This window comes from Lederbergia sp. NSJ-179 (genome assembly GCF_022867885.1).
Classification (GTDB): Bacteria; Bacillota; Bacilli; order Bacillales; family Bacillaceae_C; genus Lederbergia.
This window is the reverse complement of the sequence record NZ_JALIFP010000001.1, coordinates 282779-304113: the sequence shown is the minus strand read 5'-3', so window position 1 is coordinate 304113 and position 21335 is coordinate 282779. Positions and strand designations below refer to the sequence as shown.

Annotated in this window: 23 protein-coding genes; 1 reads left to right on the top strand and 22 read right to left on the bottom strand. The window is 39.1% G+C overall.

Translation table 11 applies throughout. From position 1 onward, the window contains the following. Positions 1–133: 133 nt before the first annotated feature. From trmD to MUB24_RS01495, 18 genes are all read right to left on the bottom strand, one after another. Complete coding sequence (trmD, locus tag MUB24_RS01580) at positions 134–811, bottom strand: tRNA (guanosine(37)-N1)-methyltransferase TrmD (RefSeq protein ID WP_244700273.1); 678 nt, start codon at positions 809–811, stop codon at positions 134–136. Continuing rightward, positions 808–1329: a ribosome maturation factor RimM gene (gene rimM / locus MUB24_RS01575; protein WP_244700271.1), complete on the bottom strand. Its 522-nt coding sequence runs from the start codon at positions 1327–1329 to the stop codon at positions 808–810. Before rimM ends, trmD begins: the two co-directional genes overlap by 4 nt. Positions 1330–1334: 5 nt before the next feature. Beyond that, positions 1335–1727 carry a YlqD family protein gene (locus tag MUB24_RS01570; RefSeq protein WP_244700269.1) on the bottom strand — a complete coding sequence of 131 codons (393 nt, stop codon included), beginning with the start codon at positions 1725–1727 and terminating at the stop codon, positions 1335–1337. 79 nt (positions 1728–1806) lie between these two features. Then, positions 1807–2037 (bottom strand): KH domain-containing protein, encoded by a 231-nt coding sequence (locus tag MUB24_RS01565; protein WP_244700265.1) that lies wholly within the window; start codon positions 2035–2037, stop codon positions 1807–1809. Between the two features lie 11 nt (positions 2038–2048). Continuing rightward, the gene (rpsP, locus tag MUB24_RS01560; RefSeq protein ID WP_244700262.1) at positions 2049–2321 is read right to left on the bottom strand and encodes a 30S ribosomal protein S16; all 273 of its coding nucleotides are present in this window, start codon (positions 2319–2321) and stop codon (positions 2049–2051) included. Between the two features lie 285 nt (positions 2322–2606). Then, positions 2607–3950: a signal recognition particle protein gene (gene ffh / locus MUB24_RS01555; RefSeq protein ID WP_244700259.1), complete on the bottom strand. Its 1344-nt coding sequence runs from the start codon at positions 3948–3950 to the stop codon at positions 2607–2609. A gap of 11 nt (positions 3951–3961) precedes the next feature. Beyond that, positions 3962–4294, bottom strand: a complete 333-nt coding sequence (locus MUB24_RS01550) for a putative DNA-binding protein (protein ID WP_244700538.1) — start codon at positions 4292–4294, stop codon at positions 3962–3964. Between the two features lie 407 nt (positions 4295–4701). After that, positions 4702–5694 (bottom strand): signal recognition particle-docking protein FtsY, encoded by a 993-nt coding sequence (ftsY, locus tag MUB24_RS01545; RefSeq protein ID WP_244700256.1) that lies wholly within the window; start codon positions 5692–5694, stop codon positions 4702–4704. A 17-nt stretch (positions 5695–5711) separates the two neighbouring features. Further along, positions 5712–9275 carry a chromosome segregation protein SMC gene (gene smc / locus MUB24_RS01540; RefSeq protein ID WP_244700253.1) on the bottom strand — a complete coding sequence of 1188 codons (3564 nt, stop codon included), beginning with the start codon at positions 9273–9275 and terminating at the stop codon, positions 5712–5714. A gap of 25 nt (positions 9276–9300) precedes the next feature. Beyond that, complete coding sequence (gene rnc, locus MUB24_RS01535) at positions 9301–10038, bottom strand: ribonuclease III (RefSeq protein WP_244700250.1); 738 nt, start codon at positions 10036–10038, stop codon at positions 9301–9303. 104 nt (positions 10039–10142) lie between these two features. Continuing rightward, positions 10143–10376: an acyl carrier protein gene (locus MUB24_RS01530; RefSeq protein ID WP_057986708.1), complete on the bottom strand. Its 234-nt coding sequence runs from the start codon at positions 10374–10376 to the stop codon at positions 10143–10145. A 115-nt stretch (positions 10377–10491) separates the two neighbouring features. Beyond that, complete coding sequence (gene fabG / locus MUB24_RS01525; protein WP_244700246.1) at positions 10492–11235, bottom strand: 3-oxoacyl-[acyl-carrier-protein] reductase; 744 nt, start codon at positions 11233–11235, stop codon at positions 10492–10494. Further along, positions 11232–12179 (bottom strand): ACP S-malonyltransferase, encoded by a 948-nt coding sequence (gene fabD, locus MUB24_RS01520; protein WP_244700243.1) that lies wholly within the window; start codon positions 12177–12179, stop codon positions 11232–11234. The genes fabG and fabD overlap by 4 nt, the downstream gene beginning before the upstream one ends. Before the next feature lie 19 nt (positions 12180–12198). Continuing rightward, complete coding sequence (plsX, locus tag MUB24_RS01515) at positions 12199–13188, bottom strand: phosphate acyltransferase PlsX (protein WP_244700241.1); 990 nt, start codon at positions 13186–13188, stop codon at positions 12199–12201. Next, the gene (gene fapR, locus MUB24_RS01510) at positions 13185–13769 is read right to left on the bottom strand and encodes a transcription factor FapR (RefSeq protein WP_244700238.1); all 585 of its coding nucleotides are present in this window, start codon (positions 13767–13769) and stop codon (positions 13185–13187) included. Before fapR ends, plsX begins: the two co-directional genes overlap by 4 nt. 244 nt (positions 13770–14013) lie before the next feature. Next, positions 14014–16062: an ATP-dependent DNA helicase RecG gene (recG, locus tag MUB24_RS01505; RefSeq protein ID WP_244700236.1), complete on the bottom strand. Its 2049-nt coding sequence runs from the start codon at positions 16060–16062 to the stop codon at positions 14014–14016. A 71-nt stretch (positions 16063–16133) separates the two neighbouring features. Next, complete coding sequence (locus MUB24_RS01500; RefSeq protein WP_244700233.1) at positions 16134–17804, bottom strand: DAK2 domain-containing protein; 1671 nt, start codon at positions 17802–17804, stop codon at positions 16134–16136. A gap of 18 nt (positions 17805–17822) precedes the next feature. Beyond that, positions 17823–18185: an Asp23/Gls24 family envelope stress response protein gene (locus MUB24_RS01495; RefSeq protein ID WP_244700230.1), complete on the bottom strand. Its 363-nt coding sequence runs from the start codon at positions 18183–18185 to the stop codon at positions 17823–17825. A gap of 269 nt (positions 18186–18454) precedes the next feature. On the opposite strand from MUB24_RS01495, the gene rpmB reads away from it, so the two are divergent. Next, positions 18455–18643: a 50S ribosomal protein L28 gene (rpmB, locus tag MUB24_RS01490; protein ID WP_057986722.1), complete on the top strand. Its 189-nt coding sequence runs from the start codon at positions 18455–18457 to the stop codon at positions 18641–18643. Between the two features lie 131 nt (positions 18644–18774). On the opposite strand, the gene spoVM is transcribed toward rpmB, so the two are convergent. From spoVM to rsgA, 4 genes are all read right to left on the bottom strand, one after another. Then, entirely contained in the window at positions 18775–18855 is an 81-nt protein-coding gene (gene spoVM, locus MUB24_RS01485; protein WP_062105115.1) for a stage V sporulation protein SpoVM, read from the bottom strand. An 84-nt stretch (positions 18856–18939) separates the two neighbouring features. Further along, a complete protein-coding gene (locus MUB24_RS01480; RefSeq protein WP_244700226.1) occupies positions 18940–19584 on the bottom strand; it encodes a thiamine diphosphokinase in 645 nt (214 codons plus the stop codon). A gap of 2 nt (positions 19585–19586) precedes the next feature. Next, a complete protein-coding gene (gene rpe, locus MUB24_RS01475; RefSeq protein ID WP_244700222.1) occupies positions 19587–20237 on the bottom strand; it encodes a ribulose-phosphate 3-epimerase in 651 nt (216 codons plus the stop codon). 4 nt (positions 20238–20241) lie between these two features. After that, positions 20242–21123 (bottom strand): ribosome small subunit-dependent GTPase A, encoded by an 882-nt coding sequence (gene rsgA, locus MUB24_RS01470; protein ID WP_244700219.1) that lies wholly within the window; start codon positions 21121–21123, stop codon positions 20242–20244. Positions 21124–21335: the final 212 nt, after the last annotated feature.

Genomic DNA, 21335 nt, shown 5'->3' with positions numbered 1-21335 from the left:
TAGAAAGCCTATGGACGACAACGACAATCGTTTTATTTCCCTTTAATCTTTCGAGTGTTTTTTGTATATATTGCTCAGAAATGGAATCTACCGAAATCCCCTTAATTTTGGAATGCGCAACGTAAGTAATCATTCACTTTAATAAATCCGGACGCCGTTCTTTCGTCCTTTTCAGCGATTGTTCTCTTCTCCATTCTTCAATTTTGGCATGGTTACCAGTTAATAAAATATCTGGCACTTTCATCCCTCGAAAATCAGCAGGTCTTGTGTAATGCGGATGTTCTAGCAACCCGGTAGAGAAAGAATCATGAATGGGAGACTCCTCATTTCCTAATACCCCAGGAAGTAAGCGAACGACCGCGTCAATGACCACCATGGCCCCCAATTCCCCTCCTGTTAGCACATAATCCCCAATCGATATTTCGTCCGTTACCAAATGTTCTCTGATTCGTTCATCATACCCCTCATAATGACCACAGATAAAAATAAGATGCTCTTCCTTGGCAAGTTCTTCGGCCTTTTTCTGATCAAATCGTTCTCCTTGGGGACAGAGTAAAATGATTCGCGGTTTTGTCGTACTTTTATCTGTTAAGTGAGATACCGCATCAAAGATAGGTTGCGGCTTGAGGACCATCCCAGCTCCCCCGCCATATGGATAATCGTCGACTGTTTTATGTTTGTTATCTGAAAATCGGCGGAAGTTTTCTAGGGAATAGGAGACCGCTTGTTTTTCTTCCGCTTTCTTTAAAATAGAAGCACCTAATACACCTGTAAACATTTCCGGAAATAAGGTTAAAATATCAATTTTCATTCGTCAAGCAATCCTTCAATTGGTTTGATCGTAATTTCCTGAGCATCGATCGATATATTGATCACAACATCTTCAATATAAGGGATCAAATATTCTTTTCCCTCTTTTGTTTTCACGACCCAAACATCGTTTGCCCCAGGTGTTAAAATCTCTTTTACCACTCCGATCGGCTTCCGGTTTTCGTCCATCACCGTACAGCCAATAATTTCGTGGAAATAGTATTCTCCTTCTGGCAATCGTTCTAATTGGGCTTCAGAAACCTTCAAGATCCCATTCTTCCATGGTTCCACATCATGAATATGGTTATATCCTTCAAACGAAAGCAAATCGAAATTTTTATGTTTGCGATGACTTTTTACTGTGAGCTTTATGGGAGAGTGGTCCTTTTGTAAAAAAAGATGGAGAGGTTGTCCAATGGCAAATCGTTGTTCAGGAAAATCCGTGCTTGAAATCACTCTTACTTCACCGTGTATACCGTGGGTGTTTACAATTTTTCCAACTTTAAACCAACGTTCCATCTATTTCATCTCTCCCTTATCTCTGTTATGATACCATCTTTCACCACAACCGTTTTCCCTGTTGTAACCTGTTCCCAATTATCGCCAACCTGAATATCAACCATGGCCTGAACCTCGTGATCTTGTAATTCGCTTCCAAGAGGAAGGATGTCCAATTGTTCGATTTGAAAATCAATTAATTTCATTCTTTCTTTCCGAAGATCAATTTCTTTATCAAATTGAGTTTTTAATCCTCCTGAAGGATATTTACGATTCCGTTCAAGCTTCTTCATTTCAAACACAAGCTGGTCGCATTCTTTTTGTAATTGTTGTTTGTTTTGCTTATATTTTTGCAATAAATTTTCCTTGCTTGTTTCAGTCAAGATTTGTTTGACTGTTACTTTCTGGAGAATTTTCATTTTATCATCCTCCGTCTTTCTTTTTATATGTATATCTTGCTTTTTGAATCAAAAAAGGGAGGTGTCTCGCCTCCCTTTATTAGTCGATTTCCAAGTAAACCTTCTTTTGTTGTTTTAGTCCTGCTGCTGCATAGATCACGGCTCTAATGGATTTCGCCACTCTACCATTTTTCCCAATCACTTTTCCAATGTCATTTTCATGAGTAAAAAGTTTATAAATGATACGGTGCTCTTCTTCCTTTTTCTCCACCTGAACGTCATCTGGAAAATCAACAATAGGCTTGACGATCGACAAGATCAACTTTTCCATATTTATCACAATTATTTGCCGTGCTTGGCGTTATGGAATTTTTCCATGATTCCTTGTTTTGAAAACAAGTTACGGACAGTATCAGATGGTTTTGCACCATTTTGCATCCATTTGATTGCATTTTCTTCATTAATGGCCACTTGAGCCGGCTGTGTAACCGGGTTATACGTGCCAATTTCTTCAATAATTCTTCCATCACGTGGAGAACGAGAGTCTGCCACAACAATACGATAGAAAGGAGCTTTCTTTGCTCCAATACGTTTTAAGCGAATTTTAACTGCCATTTAACATAGCACCTCCGAATAGTTTCACACAAGATAGTATAATACCAAAAAAGTCCTTTGTTTGTAAAGTATTTTTTCTTAACAATCTAGAAAAGCGGAGGGCGGTTGCCTAGGGGCGACAAGCAAATGTTCTGAATCCGTAGAAGGGTGCTTTTTCCCTTCGAAGGATTCAGGTTATTAAGCGGAACATCGGCTAAGAGCGCGACGTCCTGTCGCAACGCCGATGAACTCGCATCCTGCGAGCTTCTTGCCCCTACCGCCCGGAGCTGGACACAATTGGAAAGATTACATAAAAGGAAGTTTAAAGCCTTTCTTCTTTCCTTTTTGTTGCATACCTGACATTTGCTTCATCATTTTCTTCATTTCTTCAAATTGCTTTAAAAGGCGATTCACCTCTTGAATGGTTGTACCGCTCCCCTTGGCAATTCGTCGCCTGCGTCCCGAATTAATAATATCAGGCTGTTGTTTTTCCTGGGGCGTCATGGACTGGATAATCGCTTCGATGTGATTAAGCTGCTTCTCATCAATTTGCAGATTATTCATTCCTTTAATCTTATTCGCACCAGGCATCATTTTCAATAGCTCATCAAGTGGTCCCATATTCCTCATTTGTGAGAGTTGCTCTAGAAAATCATCAAAATCGATGGAAGCCGTTCTTAATTTTTGTTCAAGCTCCTTTGCCTTTTCTTCATCAACTGAAACTTGAGCTTTTTCGATTAGTGTGAGCATATCTCCCATCCCAAGAATTCTAGAGGCCATGCGTTCCGGATGAAAAGCTTCTAATGCATCCATTTTTTCACCCGTACCGACAAACTTAATCGGTTTATCGGTCACCGCTCGAATAGAAAGGGCCGCACCGCCCCTCGTATCCCCATCTAGTTTTGTTAGAACCACACCTGTAACCTCAAGTTGATCATTAAAGGCTTTTGCCACATTCACAGCATCTTGGCCAGTCATGGCGTCCACAACAAGATAAATTTCGTCCGGATTTGCCACTTCTTTAATATCTTTTAATTCCTGCATCAATTCCCCATCAATGTGAAGACGTCCAGCAGTGTCAATTAAAACATAATCGTAATGTTCTTCCTTCGCCTTTTCAATCGCTTTCTGTGCAATTTCTACCGGGCTCACTTGATCTCCCATTGAAAAAACGGGTAAATTTAATTGCTTTCCAATGGTCTCCAATTGTTTAATCGCTGCCGGTCGATAAATGTCTGCAGCCACAAGCAAAGGACTTCGATTATGCTTTTTCCGTAATAAATTAGCTAATTTCCCTGCAAATGTTGTCTTCCCTGCCCCTTGAAGTCCTGCCATCATAACGACCGTTGGCGGTCGTTTAGCAACAGCTATTTTACTTTGCTCTCCACCCATTAAATCTGTTAGTTCTTCTTTTACAACTTTAATGACTTGTTGGCCAGGAGTAAGACTTTTCATTACTTCTTGTCCGACGGCTCTCTCGCTGACTTTTTGGATAAATTGCTTCACAACTTTAAAGTTTACATCTGCTTCCAGTAAGGCAAGTCGGACTTCACGCATCATCGTCTTAACATCCGCTTCGGAAACTTTTCCTTTGCCGCGAATTTTTTTCATTGTTGCCTGTAGTCGGTCGGCTAAACCTTCAAACGCCATATGGCCGCCCCCTAATCCAATTCATCAAGCAAACCCAGATAATATTCCAGCATCACTTTATCCAATTTACCATCATCTAGGCAACGTTTCATTTGCTTGGTGATTTGTTTTCGTTTTTGGTATTTATGAAATAATTTTAACTTTTCTTCGTAATCTTCCAGCATAGTCTCTGTTCTTTTAATATTATCATAAACAGCTTGGCGACTTACCTGAAATTCGTCGGCTATTTCCCCCAATGAAAAATCATCCAAATAATAAAGGGACATATAATTTTGTTGCTTAGGAGTCAACAACGCTTGATAAAAATCAAATAGATAGTTGATGCGTGTTGTTTTCTCAAGCATTGTCATACAAACCCCACCTCGTTAAGTTAAACGCCTTTACAGCAAAATCTTACCGATAAAAAACTGAATTGTCAAGTTCCGCTATTATTTTTTAAAATCAAAGGCGTGGTTGGATCTATGAAAACACGATGGTTCGGTAAAAATGTAGATCCAAAGCGTGATTGGATCTGCGAAAATGCGATGGTTCGGCAAAAACATAGATCCAAGGCGTGATTTGATATACGAAAATGCGATGGTTCAGCAAAAATGTAGATCCAAAGTATGGTTGGATCTACGAAAATGCGATGGTTCGGCAAAAATGTAGATCCAAAGCATGGTTGGATCTACGAAAATGCGATGGTTCGGCAAAAATGTAGATCCAAAGCGTGATTGGATCTACAAAAACCCGATCGACCAGCAAAAACATATTAATTTTCTTCCAGTTCGTCGATCACATCAGAGAAAAGCCCATAAACATATTTTTCCGGATCAAATTCTTGAAGATCATCCATTTGTTCTCCAAGCCCGACAAATTTCACCGGAAGATTCAGTTCATTACGGATAGCGAGAACAATTCCTCCCTTAGCCGTTCCATCCAATTTGGATAAGACAATTCCACTGACATCGACTGCTTCTTTAAAGGTTTTCGCTTGGATTAAAGCGTTTTGTCCCGTTGTTGCATCTAATACGAGCAAAACTTCATCAGGTGCTCCCGGAACCTCCCTTTCAATGACTCGTTTGACCTTTTCCAATTCCTTCATAAGATTCACCTTGTTTTGCAATCTTCCAGCTGTATCGCATAGAAGGATATCCACTTTCCTAGACTTAGCTGCTTGCAGGGCATCGTACATCACAGCAGCAGGGTCTGATCCTTCCTCTTGTTTGATTACTTCCACGCCGACGCGTTTTCCCCATACTTCCAATTGCTCAATGGCTCCTGCCCGAAACGTATCACCTGCAGCCAACATCACCTTTTTTCCTTCTTGTTTTAATTTATGAGCTAATTTCCCAATAGTGGTCGTTTTTCCCACCCCATTGACCCCAACAAATAAAATAACGGTTAATTCGTCTGTCTTAATGGACAATTCAGAGGATAGCTCCTCTCCACCGTTATAAATCTCGATTAATTTTTCTGAAATGACAGGTTGTAGTTCCTCAGGGTTTTTAATATTTCTTCGCTTGACTTCCATTTTTAATTCGTCCATTAAATCCATCACTGTTTCAAAACCGACATCTGCTTGAATGAGAATCTCTTCTAATTCTTCAAAAAAGTCCTCATCTACTTTTCGATACCGAGCAACAAGATCATTTACCTTCCCAGCAAATTGATTCCTTGTTTTCGTTAATCCCGTTTTAAACTTTTCGGATACAGAATCTGTTGAGGAAGTAAATTTTTCTTTTAATTTATTAAAAAAACTCATTATAATTCCCCCTTTATTTATTGCACCATCTCTTGTGCATTTTCCAACTTGACAGATACGATTTTAGACACTCCGGATTCCTGCATGGTCACCCCGTACAGCACATCTGCCCCTTGCATTGTGCCTTGGCGATGGGTAATGACGATAAATTGGGTTTCCTGACTAAATGCTCGAAGGTAATGACTAAACCTTTGTACATTGGCTTCATCTAGTGCTGCCTCGACCTCATCCAAAACACAGAAAGGAACAGGTCTTATTTTCAATATAGAAAAAAGTAAGGCAATCGCTGTTAAGGATCGTTCTCCACCTGATAATAGACTTAGATTTTGAAGTTTTTTTCCAGGTGGTTGGGCAACAATATCAACCCCAGTATTCAATAAATCCGCTGGTTCGGTCAACTTTAGTTCAGCCCTTCCTCCGCCAAATAGCGCCCTAAACACACCCATAAATTGGTCTTGGATTTCATAAAAAGTCGTGCTAAACCTTCTTTTCATTTCATCATCCATTTCATCCATCACTCTAAATAAATGTGTTTTTGCTTCTGTTAAATCTTTCTGCTGCTCTAAGAGGAAATGATATCTTTCATATACTCGATCATATTCTTCTATCGCTCCAAGATTGACAGAACCAAGTTCGTCCAGTCCACGCTTAATCAACTTCACTTTCTTTCGGGTTTCCTCAACAGAAAGAATGAGTGGATATTGTTCTTTTGCTCCCTCATAAGAAAGGGAATATTCCTCTCTTAACATATGAAGAAGATTATCCAGTTCCACATCAAGTCGATTTTTCTTCACTTCTTCATCCCTTAAAGCATTGCTAATCCCATTATACAATCTTTTCTGCTCTTTTAGAGTAGCCTCTTTTTGCTCGATGGATACTTGTAGTTGAAACCTATCTTCTCTTTTTTTATTTAACTGTTCCTCTGACTGCTTTTTCTCGATCGATTGGAGCTTGATTTGTTCTGTTAAATCTTCCTCGCTCGTTTGATGGCCCGTCATTTCCCCTTGTAAAAAATTCAGATCATCCATTAATGAGTTTTTATTTGCCTCCATCTCCTTATACTCCATTATAAGATTCTCAAGATGTTTTTCAGTCGATTGAAGCTGCTCATTGATAACCGCATTTCTGGATGATAGTTCATTTATTTCTTTTTCAAGGGATTCTTTTGATTGTCTTTCATTATTTCGCTGTTTTGTTAATTCTTCAATTTTTTGATTTAATGTGATTATTTTTTCATTACAGTTGGATGTAATTTCCTCTAAATCATCCATTCGTTCTTTTATTTTATTTTTTTCCCCTTTTAGTTCATTTGTTTCTAGATCGTATAGAGCGAGACGATCATCAATATTCTTTTTGTTCATTTCTATTTGAGTGACAACGGATTGGGCCTCGTTCTTCTGAATGCGCAGCTTTTCCCCATTCTCTTTCATCGTTTCTAGTTTATGTTCAGCATTTGTTAATTGAAGTTTAAGCTGATGCCACTCTTCTTCAAGTACTTTCGTTTTGCTTTTCATTTCTGCTAGTTTATTTTTCAGCTCTTCAAGTTCCGTCTTCCGCCCGATCAAGGAAGTCGTTTTTTGTTTAGAGGCGCCACCCGTCATAGAGCCACCAAGGTTTATGACATCACCGTCAAGGGTCACAATCCTGTAGCGAAACTGCAATAGTTTAGCTATTTGATTTGCCCCCGCTAATGAATCTGCAATCACGATATTTCCAAGTAAATGCTGGACAGCCGGTTTATAAAATTCCTCACTGTCCACTAAGCTTTCTGCTATACCAATATAAGCAGGGTGAGAAGAAAGCTGCCTTTGTTGATTGATCGGAAGACTTTTTCCTTTAATGACATTCATAGGCAAAAAAGTAGCTCTTCCCATTTGTTTTCTTTTCAAAAAAGCAATGGCATTTCGAGCATCTGCTTCCGTCCTTACGACAATATGTTGCATGGCTCCACCAAGCGCTGTTTCAATTGCCTTCGCAAATTGCGGAGGTACATGGATAAGTTCTGCAATCGCTCCTTCAATTCCACTTAGTTCATTTTTTTTGGCTTTCAAAACTTCTCTTACTCCATGATAAAATCCTGTATAATCCTCTTCCATCTCTTCTAAAGTATCTTTTCGAGATTCTGCTTTTTGAATGAATTGGTATGCCTTATTGATTAACGCATTTTTCTCTTCGTATTTCTCTTTTAATTCCCCGATCAGAGCTTGAGTTTCGCGAAATTGTTCTATTTGTGAAGTCAACTCTTTTTCAATATCTTCTACTGCCTTTATATTTTTATCTAACTGATTCATATACTCTTTTCGTTGTTCAAGATACCTTTTATTTTCTTCATCAAGCCGATTACTTTTCGAAATTTGTTGTTTTAATTGCTGTTCTAAATAATGAAATTCATTTTTAGCGCTTGCCTGTTGATTCAAAACTTCAATATAATCACTTTTTAATGATTCAATCGTCTCCTCAATAGAATCATTTAGCGTACTTGCCTTTTTCCTTTTTTCGGTTAATAATTTTTTAATATTTTTAGCTTCTTGCTTTTTTTCCTGCCATTCAACCTTCGTTTCTTCTTGTTTCTGTTTTATTTGTATCATTTTTTGTTCAGCATCTGAAATGTTTTTCTGCAATTGTCCTGAATTTAGGGCTGCATTATTTTTTCTCTCTGTTAATATTCCAAGTCTGCCTTGAAGTTTTTCCAATTCTTTAGAAGAGGTTAATAGAGCAGATTGCCATTCAGCTATTTTCTCATCAAGAGTGGTTAAATTGTTTCTTTCCTTCTCTAATGAGGATTCTACTTGTTGAATGTGGGAAGACAAATCCGCTTCTTTCACCGTTAATCTTTCCACTTCTTGCTTGGATGCTTCCCATTGAGAATGCTTCTCACCAATTTCATAAACGGTTAAGGCAATTTCATGTGTCTCCAAGTCTTTCTTCTTCTGCAGATAATCCTTTGCCATAGAGGCTTGAACTTTGAGTGGTTCCATCTGACTTTCTAACTCGTACAGAATATCATTCACCCGATTTAAATTCTCTGTCGTTTCCTGAAGTTTGAATGCCGCCTTTTTCTTTCGATTTTTATATTTTAAAACGCCTGCCGCCTCTTCAAAGATCGTTCTTCTCTCTTCTGGTTTACTGTTTAAAATTTCTTCAATTTTCCCTTGGCTAATGATGGAAAAGGCCTCTTTCCCCAGCCCTGAATCTATAAATAAGTCAATGATGTCCTTGAGCCGACAACTATGACCATTTAATAAATATTCACTATCTCCTGTCCGAAATACCCTTCTGGCCACACATACCTCATTGTATTCGACCGGTAATGTGCCATCTTCATTATTTAATGTGAGAGAAACTTCCGCAAAATTTAATGGTTTTCTTGAATCACTACCAGCGAAAATGACATCTTCCATTTTTCCACCGCGTAATGATTTAGCAGATTGTTCTCCTAATACCCAACGGATTGCATCGGTAATATTACTTTTGCCGCTCCCATTGGGTCCCACTACCGCTGTAACGCCTGGAACAAATTCAAGTGTCGTTTTTTCAGCAAATGATTTGAAACCGATAATGTCTAGTTGTTTGAGGAACATCCTTATCCTCCTCTTTTTCGCCCGTTTATTGTTTATGAGAACGCAGTTCATCTAAAGCCATCTGAGCAGCGTGTTGTTCAGCTTCTTTTTTGGACCGGCCTTTCCCTTTTCCAAGAATATGACCATCTAAAGAAACTTGGGATACAAACACTCGATTATGAGCCGGTCCCTCTTCTTGTAAAATATCGTATTCCAATGTACTTGTCCCATCTCTTTGTACCACTTCTTGCAATCGGCTTTTAAAATCCATCGCATGCGAAAAAGCACCTGCATCCACTTTAGGGTATACAACCTTTTCTAGCAAAGAAATGACCTGATCCAATCCTTGATCTAAATATAATGCACCGATTACGGCTTCAAATGCATCTGCCAATAGTGCAGGCCGCGCACGTCCCCCCGTCATTTCTTCCCCTTTTCCGAGCAGAACGACATCACCAAAATTCAACTCATTCGCAAACTGAACAAGTGCTGGTTCGCAAACGATGGAGGCGCGAAGTTTTGTGAGTTCTCCTTCACTGATTGTCGGAAATTTTTTATATAAATATTGGGAAATTGCAAGTTCTAACACAGCATCCCCTAGAAATTCTAAGCGCTCATTATCTTCAAATGGCCTTCTTCGATGCTCATTCACATAGGATGAATGGGTAAAAGCCTGTCTTAATAGCTTTTCATTATGAAATTTTATACCAATTTTGGCTTGAAAGTCTTTTAGATTTTGATTATAAAGCGTATTTTTCGTTCGATTTCGATTAGATTTACGCATATTCTCACCTAATTTGAGTTAGTTTTCTAAACTGTTCTACACTTTTTCAAACAACGTAGAAAAGCCCCGTCAGCAAGCGACGGGACATATCCAGACATTAGCGACTAGGCATTACTTTCTATGTAATTGACAGCGTCGCCCACTGTTGCAATTTTTTCTGCATCATCATCTGAAATTTCCATATCAAACTCATCCTCTAATTCCATGACAAGTTCAACTACATCAAGAGAATCTGCCCCTAGATCATCTTTAAATGAAGCTTCAAGTGTTACTTTTGATTCTTCGACACCTAATCGATCTACAATTATTTTTGTGACTCGTTCAACTGTGTTTGCCATTTCGTCACCTCCCCTCAAGTATTATAATCGAATCTCTGTAAAAGATAAAATGAAACTTCCAAAAGTGGGGATTATTTTCCAATTTAGCTAGCCTGAACGTAAACTTAGTCCTTCTTTACATATACATTCCGCCATTGACATGTAAAGTTTGCCCGGTTATATATTTAGCATCATCAGACGCAAGAAACACAACAGCCCTTGCAATATCCTCTGGTTCTCCTAAAGTTCCAAGCGGGATCTGCTTAAGCATGGCTTCTTTTGTTTCTCCAGGCAGTTGATCTGTCATATCTGTCGTAATGAAACCTGGTGAAATGGCATTTACGGTAATTCCTCGTGAAGCAAGTTCAAGAGCTGATGTCTTTGTTAATCCAATTACACCTGCTTTTGCTGCGGAATAATTAGCTTGTCCAGGATTTCCACTAGACCCTACAACAGATGAAATATTAATGATTCTTCCAGCTCGTTGCTTCATCATTTGTCTTGACACACTTTTCGTACAATTAAAAACACCTTTTAAATTTGTGTCTATTACGTCATCCCATTCTGTTTCTTTCATTCTCATTAATAAATTATCCCGTGTAATTCCTGCATTATTCACCAAGACATCTACTTTTCCGAACTGTTGAATGGTTTCTTTGATCATGAATTGGACGGCATCAGGATCTGATACATCACATTGATAGATGATTGCCTTTCTTCCCATTGCGATGATTTCATCCAACGTTTCTTTTGCCTTTTCCTTATTACCTGAGTAGTTTACAACAATATTTGCGCCTTCTTTTGCTAAGGTTATTGCAATTTCCTTGCCGATTCCTCTAGAAGCACCTGTTACAATCGCTACTTTATCTTCAAGCTTCATCCACCGTTCCCCCTCAATACCGTAATGGCAGCCTGGCAACTCTCTGGATCTTGGACAGATAGAGTTGTAACCTCTCTGCTAATTTTTCTAATCAGACCAGATAACACTTTTCCTGGTCCAATTTCTACAAACGAGTCCACACCAAGTTCAATCATTTTTCGTATGGAATCCTCCCATAGAACAGGAGAATATAGCTGTTCCAGCAGAAGTTTTTGAATATCATGTTTGTCCTGAGTTGGTTCTGCTGTCACATTGGCAATTATAGGAATCTGACCATCACGAATTGTAATCTGCTCCAACACTGTCTTAAATTTTTCTGCCGCCGGCTTCATTAAAATGGAATGGAAAGGACCGCTAACTTGTAATGGTAGTACTCGTTTAGCCCCTTTGTTTTTTGCCTCTACCCCTGCTCGAGATACCCCTTCTACAGTACCAGAAATAACGATTTGACCGGGACAGTTGAGATTGGCTAATTGTACTGGCTCCCCGTTATCTGTGATTTTCTCACAAATAATCGAAAGAAGATGACGATCGATTCCAAGGACAGCGGCCATCGTTCCTTTACCATTTGGAACGGCCTCTTCCATTAACTCCCCCCTCTTAGAGACGGCAAACACAGCATCGGAAAAAGGGATAGCCCCGCTTGCCACTAAAGCAGAATACTCCCCAAGACTGTGTCCCGCAGTAAAATCAGGTTGGATTCCAGCCTCCTGAAATGCTTGTAAAAGAGCGACACTGGTTGTAAGTAAGGCTGGTTGTGCGTTCATAGTCTTTGTTAACTCTTCTAGTGGTCCATTTAATATAAGAGATGTCAAATCTCTATGTAGTCGTTTATCTGCGGAGTCAAATATTGCTCTCGCCTTATGATCTGTTTCCCTAACAGTGGCACCCATTCCAACTGTTTGAGAACCCTGGCCAGGAAATACAAATGCTATTTTCCCCATTCTCCATCTCTCCCATTTTTTATTCACTATCTATTTTTACGGAATCTCCGATTGTTTTGGAGATATTATGTTGAACCATTTCTCTTGTTTGTCTTATGGCATGGTAAAGCGCATTTGCATTGGAAGAGCCATGTGCTTTTATAACCGGTGCATCTAGACCAAAAAGACAGGCGCCTCCATATTCTGAATAATCCATTTTGTTTTTTAATTGCATTAAATCTGATTTTATGAAACCTGCTGCTAATTTATTTTTAAAGCTATTCATAAAGATGTCCTTTAACATCGAGAAAAGGCCTGAAGCGGTTCCTTCAATGGTTTTTAATACGACATTACCGGTAAAACCATCCGTTACAACAACATCCGCATGACCTTCAAGTAAATCACGCGCTTCAATATTACCGATAAAATTTAGCTTTGAATTTTGGAGTAGCTCAAACGCTTTTTTCGTCAGATCATTCCCTTTATTTTCCTCTGTACCGATATTAAGCAGAGCTACTTTTGGCTTGGTAAGCTTTCTAACATTTTCCGCATAGATACTTCCCATAATCGCATATTGTAATAAATGCTCAGGTTTAGCATCCGCATTTGCCCCCACATCTAAAAAGACAAATCCTTTCCCATCCAAAGTCGGTAAGGTAGGCGCAAGTGCTGGACGGTCAATTCCCTTGATTCGTCCCACTACAAATAAACCCGCCGCCATAAGGGCTCCGGTATTTCCAGCTGATATACAAGCATCTGCTTTTTTATCTTTTACAGCTTGAGCCATCATCACCATTGAAGCCGCTTTTTTCCTCCGCACCGCTTTAACAGGTTCATCTGTCGAGGCAATCTTCTCATCCGTATGAAAGATGGATAATCGTTCATTTTCTATCGCATATTTTTTGATTTCTGATTCTTTTCCGAATAACATACATTCGATATCGGTAAATTCCTGGATAGCGCGATTCACTCCTTGTATGATTTCCTTAGGAGCATGATCTCCCCCCATAGCATCAATCGCTATTTTCATGCATTTTCACCCTCTGTCATTAGGCTCGAACGAAACATTTCAAATTCTCCCTTAAACACTAATTCTTTATCCACATAGCTTTTCACATCTACAATGGTACGATCTGTTGACCATGCTTGTTTTCGAACTTTTGCTTTTGCAACAACCCTTTCACCTGCTTTAACCGGTCGTGTAAAACGAATGCTCACTTTTACAGTTAAAGCAAGTTCATCATTGATAACCGCAACGGCAAGCGAATTAGCCTGCGCAAATAAATGATGTCCCCTTGCAATCGAGTTCCGTTTGAACGTATGTTCCTTTTTTACATCAAAAATCGATATCGCTGATTGATCCAATTCAATATCAATGATATCCCCGATTACCTCTTCAATCGGCAAGGCTTTGACTTCATCTTCGACATGTTTCTCTGCCACTGTTTTGATTCTTTCTCTTAATTCAGGAATGGATAATTCCATTCGATCAAGCCGAATCGTTTGCACGCTGACGGAAAACTTTTCCGCCAGCTCTTCATCGGTAATAAACGGATTATCATGGATTGTCTCTTGTAATAAGCTTTGGCGTTCCTTTTTCGAAGGTCTCATTTTTATCCACACCAATCAAGATATTAAGACTAGGTATTAACAGTAGTATATAAAAAGACACTGCAATGCGCAACCTTTACGCAGCTCCTCTGTGGACTTAACGCCCAGCGGCTAGGCCCACACGATGTAGGTCAGACCGGCGTGGCGTTTGTCGTCGCGTCCTTAGCTGTAAGGCCCACACGATGTAGGTCAGACTTGGCGTGGCGATTGTCATCGCTCCCCTAGCCGTTCATCCTATAAATGTTCAATCTAATTTTTCCCCTTTTAATACTCCCGACTTAGATAAATAATTTCGCAACGGTGCATACTCTGGGCTTTCCCAAAAGGATTCTTGTTCAAGTAGAGTAGCTGTATCATTACGAGCTGTTTCGAGTGCTCGGTAATCATGAACCATATCAGCGATTTTAAACTCAGGTAATCCACTTTGTTTTTTGCCAAAAAAGTCACCAGGACCACGCAACTCTAAATCTCTTTCGCTTAACTCGAACCCATCGGTTGTTTCCGTCATGATCCTCATCCGTTCTTTTCCCACATCTGATTTAGGATCAGCTAATAAAATGCAATAGGATTGCTCACTACCACGTCCTACCCTTCCTCGGAGCTGGTGTAGCTGTGAAAGTCCAAAGCGTTCGGCATCATAGACTACCATAAGAGAAGCATTTGGAACATTGACTCCAACTTCTACAACAGTGGTAGAGACGAGTAGCTGTATCTGATTAACACTAAACGCTCTCATGACATCCTCTTTTTCTTTCGATGGTAATTTTCCGTGCATCAAACCTATTTGATATTTATCTTTGAAATACTGTGATAATAACTCATAGACATCAATGGCATTTTGAACATCTAGTTTATCCGACTCTTCTATTAAGGGACAAATTATATAAGCTTGTCTCCCTTTTGCTAATTCGTTATCAATAAATTCTAGTACACGATTCAGCATTTTATGTTTAACCCAATGAGTCTCTACTTTTTTTCGACCGGCTGGCATCTCATTGATTACCGAAACATCCATTTCTCCGAAAACAGTGATCGCTAATGTTCGAGGAATCGGGGTAGCGGTCATAAATAACACATCAGGTTTCTCCCCTTTTTCCCGTAAAACTCGTCGCTGTTCCACACCAAAACGATGTTGTTCATCCGTTATAACCAAACCTAATTTTTCAAAAATGACATCTTGTTGAATAAGGGCATGGGTCCCTATTAAAATATTGATTTCACCTGTAGCTAGCTTCGCAAGTATTTCTTCCCGTTTTTTCCCTTTTACAGAGCTTGTTAGCCATTCAATCGTAATATCTGTCTGCTCAAATAAGGATTTTAATGAGGAAAAATGCTGCTCCGCCAAAATTTCTGTTGGCACCATCAAAGCGCCCTGATAACCGGCTGTCACACTGGCATAGAGAGCAATAGCGGCTACAATCGTTTTCCCAGACCCAACATCTCCTTGCAATAAACGATTCATTTTATAAGGAGATTTTAAATCTTTACAAATTTCATTGACAACCTTTTTCTGTGCATTGGTCAATTCAAAGGGGAGAGAGTGAATGAATTTTTTTAATTGTTTCAAATTATATTGTTGAGAGAGGCCTATAGATGCTTCCCTTTCCAGTTTTCGGAAAGCCTGTAATTTTAGTTGAAAGAAGAAGAATTCTTCATAAATCAATCGCCTTCTTGCCTCTTTTACCTCAGAAAGGTCTTGTGGAAAGTGAATTTTTTTTAAAGCATCTTTTCTACTTGGAAGTTTATATTTTATTAATAAATCAGGGGGTAAAGTTTCAGGAATAAAATCACCAAATTCTCGAAATGCTTGAGCGATAAATCTTTTTAAAGCTTTAATTGTGATAGATCCTTTTAAAGGATAAACAGGTTCAAAATCATTTGTTCGTTCCTGTGGATTAATTTGAATATCTTGTCCGGTAATGGTCAAACGATGCTTATCCCATTTCCCTGAGACAATGATCGTATCACCGATTGATATTTTCCCTTTTAAAAAAGCTCGATTAAAAAAAACAGCCTTAATCAAATATCGATCAACGAGTAAATGAATCACTAATCTATTTTTCTTTCTCCCATAATAAACAATCGTTGGATCACTATGAACACTACCTTCGATCGTTATTTTTTCACCATGGCTCACTTCCTTTAGATCACGCAGCCTTACGTCTTCATATCGATACGGAAGGTAATTCAATAAATCATGAATATTCTCGATCCCCATTTCAGAGAGTGTTTGTGCTGTTTCCTCTCCAATCCCATTTAATAATGTTGTTGATCCCTCAAGCGAACTATTCACCTTTCTTTACACTCCCTGCACTAATCGAATTAAAATGAAATAGAAGGGTTCCCCCTTCTATTATATCTATTTTACTCCACTGAAAAAATATACGGATAAAGTGGTTGCTTTCCATTATGAACTTCTACTTCAAGATCTTCATAATGTTCATTTAGATAATCAACCAATTGATCCACCTCGTTTGATTGGGTGTCTTCACCATAAAGAATGGTAAGAATTTCAGAATCATCATCAATCATTGTTTTTAACAGGTTTTGGGCTGTAGTTGTCAAATCTTGATTCGCTTCTACGATCTTCCCATCATGAATCCCCATGTAATCATCCTTTTGAATCGATAACCCATCAATCACCGTATCACGTACAGCATACGTGATTTGCCCTGTTTTGATTTCTTCTGAAGCCTCCTTCATTCCCTTTCCATTTTGTTCAAGTGAGGCAGAAGGATTAAAGGCTAAAATAGCAGCTAACCCTTGCGGTACGGTCTTTGTAGGGACAACCAATACCTCTTCCTCTACTACCTGAGCGGCTTGTTCCGCTGCCATAATAATATTCTTATTATTAGGAAGAAGAAGAATTTTTTCAGCCTGTGTGGATTGAATCGCTTTGACAATATCCTCCGTACTAGGATTCATCGTTTGCCCACCTTCAATGACCCTGGAAGCTCCGATACTTTTGAAAAGTTCAGCGATTCCAGATCCCATCGAAACAGCAATAATGGCATATGGTTGCTTTTCTTTTGAGCCTGCATTCTCTTTATTCCCTTGATGTCTGTCCTTTTCTAAGATGGAACTGTGCTGTTCACGCATATTCTCTATTTTCATATTGATTAAGCTTCCATATTGCTGACCATAGGAAAGAACTTTACCGGGCTCTTCCGAATGGATGTGAACTTTCACTACCTCATCATCTGATATAACAAGTAAGGAGTCCCCAAAATGACTTAAATCCTCTTGAAAAGCCTGCTCCGAAAATTTCTTTTTATTGTTCTCAAACTTCACCATAAATTCCGTACAATATCCGTACACAATATCTTCCGTACGTAGGAATCCTTGTACGCTCTGATGATGTTGTGCATTCACAAGTTCATCCATACTTGGTTCAAGGGCAGGTGTATTTGGTAATGATTCTCCCTTTAACGAAGCTAAAAATCCTTCATACACACAGACTAAACCTTGGCCACCGCTATCGACAACGCCTACTTCTTTTAGAACCGGCAAAAGGTCGGGTGTCCGTTTTAACGAGGCTTTAGCCTCTTGTAAAACAGCTTCCATAATCACGATAATATTCTTTTCTGCTTTGGCTATTTCTACCGCTTTTTTCGCCGAATCTTTTGCGACTGTCAAAATGGTCCCTTCTACAGGTTTCATGACTGCTTTATATGCTGTTTTTACCCCAGCTTCAAATGCAGAAGCAAATTCAGACGCATCTAGAAATGATTTATGCTCAATTTCTTTCGCAAACCCACGAAAAAGCTGGGATAAAATAACACCTGAATTCCCACGCGCCCCCATTAGAAGGCCTTTAGATAAAGCCATTGCGACTTTCCCGATATGGGCCTGTTTGTTTTTCTGTACTTCCTTTGATCCTGAAGTCATGGAAAGATTCATATTGGTCCCGGTATCCCCATCAGGTACTGGAAACACATTTAATGCGTCAACCATTTGGGCATTGGCCTCCAAATGGTTGGCCCCTTTTAAGATCATTTCAGCAAATTGATTTCCATCCAATGTTTGTATAGCCACTAATTTTTCCCTCCTCCATCACGGATTCACTACACGGACCCCTTGAACATAAATATTAACTGTGTCAGCGGCAACTCCGATTGTCTGTTCAAGTGTATATTTCACCTTGGATTGTACATTATGAGCGACTTCAGAAATTTTCGTTCCATAACTGACAATAATATACATATCTATGTGTAAAGCTTCTTCTTCCTGACGAACAATGATTCCACGAGTAAAATTTTCTCTTCGTAAAATATCAGTTATCCCATCTTTAATTTGATTTTTAGAAGCCATCCCGACAATTCCATAGCAATCCATTGCCGCACCTCCTGCAATGGTTGCAATAACTTCATTGGAAATATCAATATAGCCGTAGCTATTTTTTAATTCTATGGACATGTAAATTCCTCCTTATTTAGACGAAATCCCTCACATAATACACCATAATCGTTTGTTAACGCACTCACAACATAGATAAGGATATTTTACTATACCGGACTCCTTTTTTAAAGCTTTCCCTATTTTGATTTTACAAAAAGAAACCTAGCGAGCATCGCTAAGATGATTGCAATCAGCAGGTATGTATGATAAATTATGTAAGTGTCTGATCAAAATTGAAGGAATGAACGAATGAATAGTTTGACTTCAGTGACAGGAGGGAATATAGAATGGCAAAACAATGTGTCGTCACCGGTCGTAAAACAAGATCTGGAAATAAACGTTCACACGCGATGAATGCGAATAAACGTACATGGAAAGCAAATCTCCATAAAGTGAGGATCCTTGTAGACGGTAAACCAAAACGTGTTTGGGTTTCCGCAAGAGCTCTTAAATCCGGAAAAGTTGAACGAGTATAATAAAGTCATCACAAAAAGGCGTCTGCTAAGGACGCCTTTTTGTGATGACCAAAATGTAAGGTGTATCAACTTCTTAGTCCATCTTATGACCGTTTCCAAGGACTTAAGCTCATCTATAAGGGTCAAGCGGCTTACCCCTTTTTAAACGCCCCCAGCATGGCCCTTACAATTCCACCTAAAAATCTTGGAAGTTTAATCGTATAAAATCTCACTTCATTCCCTCCTAACCTAGAAAATACCCATATTTACCCCTAATAGTATATTCATTGTTTATAGATAAGTACTCGCCTAAAGATTTAATCATTACTTCTTACCATCATTAATATGCCTTTTTCAAATGAAAAAGTACCAGTTTTTTGTATAAGTTCATTGCTTATACATAAGGAAGAAGCAAAATCTATATTTTGATTGAAAAGTGGGTATTTAAAACCGGTTAGCGATAATCCGCTCACTTCTAAGCTAAGGGGGATAAAGGAAATATATTTTTTATCCCTATTCATCTTCACCTGGTATTGACCAGGATAAAAGAAAGATAATTCATTTTGAAGATCAATGATTTCAATAGAAAATGAATCAGGTTTTTGGTATTTGGTTAGCAGAAAGGTATTGGCTAAAAAGTGATCAAGCCTTCCCCCAGTAGCCCCGAAAATTTTAATATTGGTTGGATTTTGCTGGGATGCCCATATTAATGCTAATTCCATATCTGTTTCGTCTTTTTCCGGATGATAAGTCTCCAATTCCTTTGTACTTCGTTGGATGAGCTCCCATTCCTCCGGAGTAACAGAATCGAAATCGCCAATTGCAAGTGTTGGAGCAAGATTATATTTTAATACATAATAAACTCCGCGATCAACGCCTATCCACAGAACATCATTCCCATCGAACAACGTAAGATCCGGTATTAGTTGTGGAGGGCCGCCAGCTACAATATGGATTCTCATTTTCACAAAATACTAGAACGGATCTCTTGAATCGCTAATTTCCGATTCGGTTGCCCAAAAATCGCCGAACCTGCCACGAAAATATTGGCTCCAGCCTGTCTACACAGTTTGGCCGTATGAGCATCAATCCCTCCGTCTACCTCAATATCAATATGAAGGTTTCTAGCTTGAATCATTTTTTTTATTTCCTGAATTTTTGCCAACATTGGCTGAATAAATGTTTGTCCTCCGAATCCCGGATTGACCGTCATGACTAAAATCATATCGATTTCTTCCAAAATATGGGTGATCATGGAGGCTGGTGTCACAGGATTAAGCACGACCCCGGGCTTAATCCCTAACCTTCTAATTTCTTGAAGTGTTCGATGTATATGTTTATCTGCTTCAATATGGATGGTTAATAAATCTGCTCCAGCATCAGCGAATTCTTGGATATAGCGTTCCGGCTGTTCAATCATTAAATGGACATCCAATGGAAGGTTTGTCGTTTTTTTCACTGCCTGAACAACCAAGGGTCCCATCGTAATATTCGGTACAAAATGGCCATCCATCACATCAATATGGATATAGTCTGCCCCGCCTGCTTCTACTTCTTTAATTTCCTCTCCCAGCTTTGTAAAGTCTGCCGACAATACGGAAGGTGCAATTTTCATAACGTCAATACCTCGGCTTTCGATCTTTAATTTCAGTTAAAAATTGTATATAATGTTGATAACGCTGTTCATCAATGTCCCCCGCTTTTACTGCCGCTTTAACGGCACAATGGGGTTCATTTTCATGAAAGCATCCACGAAACTTGCAGTCTTTTCCTTTATTTCTTATCTCCGGGAAGGTCCATGCTAAATCCTCTATGTCTATCTCATTAAATTCCAATGAACTAAAGCCAGGTGTATCTGCAATCAGTCCATCACCAATTCGGATGAATTCTACATGTCTTGTTGTATGTCTCCCTCGACCTAAATGACTGGAAATCTTACTTGTTTTCAATTCCAAACCAGGTTGCAGAGCATTCAAAAGTGAGGTTTTCCCCACTCCCGATTGCCCTGCAAAAACACTTGTTTGATTTGCGATAAAAGAGCGAAACTGTTCGAACCCATCTGTCGAATAGGCCGACAAAAAAATCACTTCATACCCAACCTTTTGATATACAGATAGTCTTTCTTCTATTTCCTTTTTTTCCTCACCTGTAAGAAGATCTGTTTTTGTGATACAGATAAGCGGTGTGATTTGATGATATTGAATGAAGACGAGAAATCGGTCTAGCAGAACCGGATTAAAATCCGGCTCTTTTGCAGAAAAAGTCAAGATGGCTTGATCAATATTGGCAATTGGAGGGCGAATCAATTCATTTTTCCTTGCTTTAATCTCCATGATATACCCTTCTTTATCATTCTCTGCTTGATACACCACATGATCTCCAACAAGAGGAGTGATTTTATTTTTTCGAAATATACCTCTCCCCCGGCATTGAATGATTTGCTGATTATCTTCGACGTAGTAAAATCCGCTTAAAGCTTTTATAATGATTCCTTCTGCCATGTCACCTTTCCTTCCATTTTAAAGGAAGTTCAAAAAGTCCGGTAAAAAGACATAAGCGAATTTCTTCGTTGGCTTGCTTTTCCGCTGCTCACGTATCGGGATAAGGTTCTTCTGCTAAAACCGCCCACGTCCTGTGGGCAACGCAGAAGTCAGTACATCCTGTACAAGTCCGCTGCTCAAAGCTACGCCGCCTCGAACTTCTTGGTCCTTTT